Origin of the sequence: Micromonospora maritima (assembly GCF_902825405.1) — a bacterium.
In the GTDB taxonomy this organism is placed as follows: domain Bacteria; phylum Actinomycetota; class Actinomycetes; order Mycobacteriales; family Micromonosporaceae; genus Micromonospora; species Micromonospora maritima.
Map to the genome: position 1 here is coordinate 1 of NZ_CADEAU010000653.1, position 2,545 is coordinate 2,545.

4 protein-coding genes are annotated in these 2,545 nt (G+C 72.4%); 1 reads left to right on the forward strand and 3 read right to left on the reverse strand.

Annotation, left to right across the window (positions count from 1 at the left end):
* Nucleotides 1-113 precede the first annotated feature (113 nt).
* The 3 genes from HUW36_RS30595 to HUW36_RS30605 form a co-directional block, all read right to left on the reverse strand.
* A complete protein-coding gene (locus tag HUW36_RS30595) occupies nucleotides 114-836 on the reverse strand; it encodes an AIM24 family protein (protein WP_174531264.1) in 723 nt (240 codons plus the stop codon).
* A gap of 95 nt (nucleotides 837-931) precedes the next feature.
* Nucleotides 932-1,276: a metallopeptidase family protein gene (locus HUW36_RS30600; RefSeq protein WP_174531266.1), complete on the reverse strand. Its 345-nt coding sequence runs from the start codon at nucleotides 1,274-1,276 to the stop codon at nucleotides 932-934.
* An 87-nt stretch (nucleotides 1,277-1,363) separates the two neighbouring features.
* Entirely contained in the window at nucleotides 1,364-1,792 is a 429-nt protein-coding gene (locus HUW36_RS30605; RefSeq protein WP_091567918.1) for an OsmC family protein, read from the reverse strand.
* 119 nt (nucleotides 1,793-1,911) lie between these two features.
* On the opposite strand from HUW36_RS30605, the gene HUW36_RS30610 reads away from it, so the two are divergent.
* Nucleotides 1,912-2,545, forward strand: a 634-nt coding sequence (locus HUW36_RS30610) for a hypothetical protein (protein WP_174531265.1), incomplete at its 3' end; no start/stop codon positions are given.

Sequence of the window (2,545 nt, forward strand, 5' to 3'; positions counted from 1 at the left end):
AGGGCTCGGCGCAGCCGGAGCGGGACCTCGCCGGGCTGGCCGGCCTGCCGGTGCCGGCGAGCTGAGCTGAGACCGCGCCGGGTGCTCCCCCAGGGTGCACCCGGCGCGGCCGGTCACTGGAGCAGGCCGCCGAGCAGGCCGCCCTGCTGCTGCTGGGCGCCGCTGCCGGCCACCGGCGGCTCCTCCGACGGCTGCACCACCACGAAGCCCTGGCCGGCGAAGCTCATCGTGAACGCCTCCCCGGTGCTGCGCCCGAGCAGCGTGCCGAGGCCGAGCTGCTCGGCCCGGTGGTAGCCGGTCTGGAGGTTGGCCGACCAGCAGACCGCGGCCTGCGGGTCGACGTACGTCGGCGCGTCCACGTTGAGCACCACCGGGGTGCCCTTGGTGGTGATCGCGATCCGGCCGTGCCCGGTGAAGACGCAGTTGAACAGGCCCGACGAGGACGCCATCCCGGCGCCGCCGACCATCTTGATGTCGTACTGGAGGCTGGAGTCGAAGGCGAGCACGCTGGAGCCGTTGATGGACAGGGCGTCGCCGGGCTCCAGGTCGATGATGTGCACGTCCTTGGCCAGCTCGGCCAGGAACACGTCGCCGCGCCCGGAGAGCTTCATCAGCGGGACGCCCTCACCGGTGAGCCGCTGCTTGATGAACTTGCCGATGCCGCCCGAGCCGAGCGCCTGGAACTGCACCTGGCCCTGGTACGCGACCATCGACCCGACGCGGGCCATCGCCTCGCCGTTCAGCTCGATCTTCAGCATCTTGGAGTTCTGCAGCCGCATGCCCGGCTGCTGGGACTCCTTCTCGAGGTTCTCCGCGGAGAACAGCGCGCTGCGCATGGGGTTTCCTCCTGCATCGGGATGTGCCTGATCCGGAGGTTAGGGGACCGGCGCAACCGCCGGGATCAGCCGAGCGGCGACGCGCCGGGGACCGGTCAGCCCCAGCCGAGGGCGTGCAGGCGTTCGTCGTCGATGCCGAAGTGGTGGGCGATCTCGTGCACCACCGTCACCGCGACCTCGTCGACCACGTCCTCGTCCGTGTCGCAGATCGCCAGGATCGGGTTGCGGTAGATCAGGATGCGGTCGGGCAGCACGCCGGAGTAGTCCCAGCCGCGCTCGGTGAGCGCGTGCCCCTCGTAGAGACCGAGCAGGTCCTCGCCGGGCGGTGGCTCGTCCTCGACCAGGATGACCACGTTGCTCATCAGCCCGAGCAGTTCCTCGGGCACCTCGTCGAGCGCCTCGCCGACCAGTTCCTCGAACCGGTCCCGGCTCATCTCCACGGCCACGCGGCCCGGTCACCCCTCACGGTCGGCACGTGGCGCGACGGGGACGCCCCGCAGGACGCCCCCGCCGTGCCGTACGTGGTGTCAGGCCAGACGGGCGTTCAGCGTGATCTGCGCGCCCGGGGAGAGCAGCCGCGAGATCGGGCAGTTCTCCTTGGCCGCCTCGGCCAGCTTGGTGAACTCCGCCTCGTCGAGGCCGGGCACCTGGCCGACGGTCTCCAGGTCGATGCGGGTCACGGTCATGCCCGCGTCGGTCTTGTCGAAGTGCACCTTGGCGGTCGTCTCCACCGACGTGTCGGTGGCGCCCGCGTCGGCGAGCTGCTTGGAGAGGGCCATCGAGAAGCAGCCGGCGTGCGCGGCGCCGATCAGCTCCTCGGGGTTGGTGCCCTCGCCCTCCTCGAAGCGGGACTTGAAGGAGTAGTTGCCGGACAGGCCGCCCTTGCCGGTGCGGACGGTGCCCGACCCCTCGGTCAGGTTGCCCTGCCAACGAGCGGAAGCGGTACGGATAGGCATGGCACCGACGCTAACCGAAAGCGGGCCGCCCCGCACCGGTCCGGCGCCTCGCGGTCCGGGTGCCCGAACGCCGGCTGTGCCATGATTCGACGCAGGCCCGCGTACGGGAAGGGTGGCCGATGTCGCAGGATCTCCCCATCCCCAGGCAGGACGACAGGCACGACGGCACCACCACCGTCGTCGAGTGGGGTGACGCCGCGACGGCCCCGCCCGGCCGGGTCGGCCGGTCGCTGGCCGGTCTGGGCCGCGACCACCGTCTCCCACCGGTGCTCGTCGGTCTCGGCGCGGTGGCCGCACTCGCCTCGCTGATCGGCGAGTGGCTGGTGATCACGCTGCCGAACGACGACCAAGACGGGAACGACACCCTCCGCCTGCCCAGCGGGGTCGCCGAGATCGGCGGCTTCGGGGTGGCGTACCTGGTGGGTCTGCTCGGGCTGTCGGTCGCGGTGGCCCTGGCGCTGCGTGGCGCCCCGGCGGTGCGGCGGCACGCCCGGACCGCCGGGCTGGGTCTCGCCGCGCCCCTGCTCGGCATGCTGGTCGCGACCGCCGCCACCCTCCAGCAGCTCGCCCGGCGCATCGTCTTCTTCCCGACCGAGCAGACCCTCCAGGTGCAGCACGGGCGTGGCCTCGTCACCGCGTTCCTCGCCGTCGCGCTGGTGGCGGTCGCGCTGCACCTGACCGGCCGGGCCGGCGGCCGGGGGACCTACCCGGTGGCCGGCGACGAGTCGCCCGACGACGAGCCAACCGACGAGC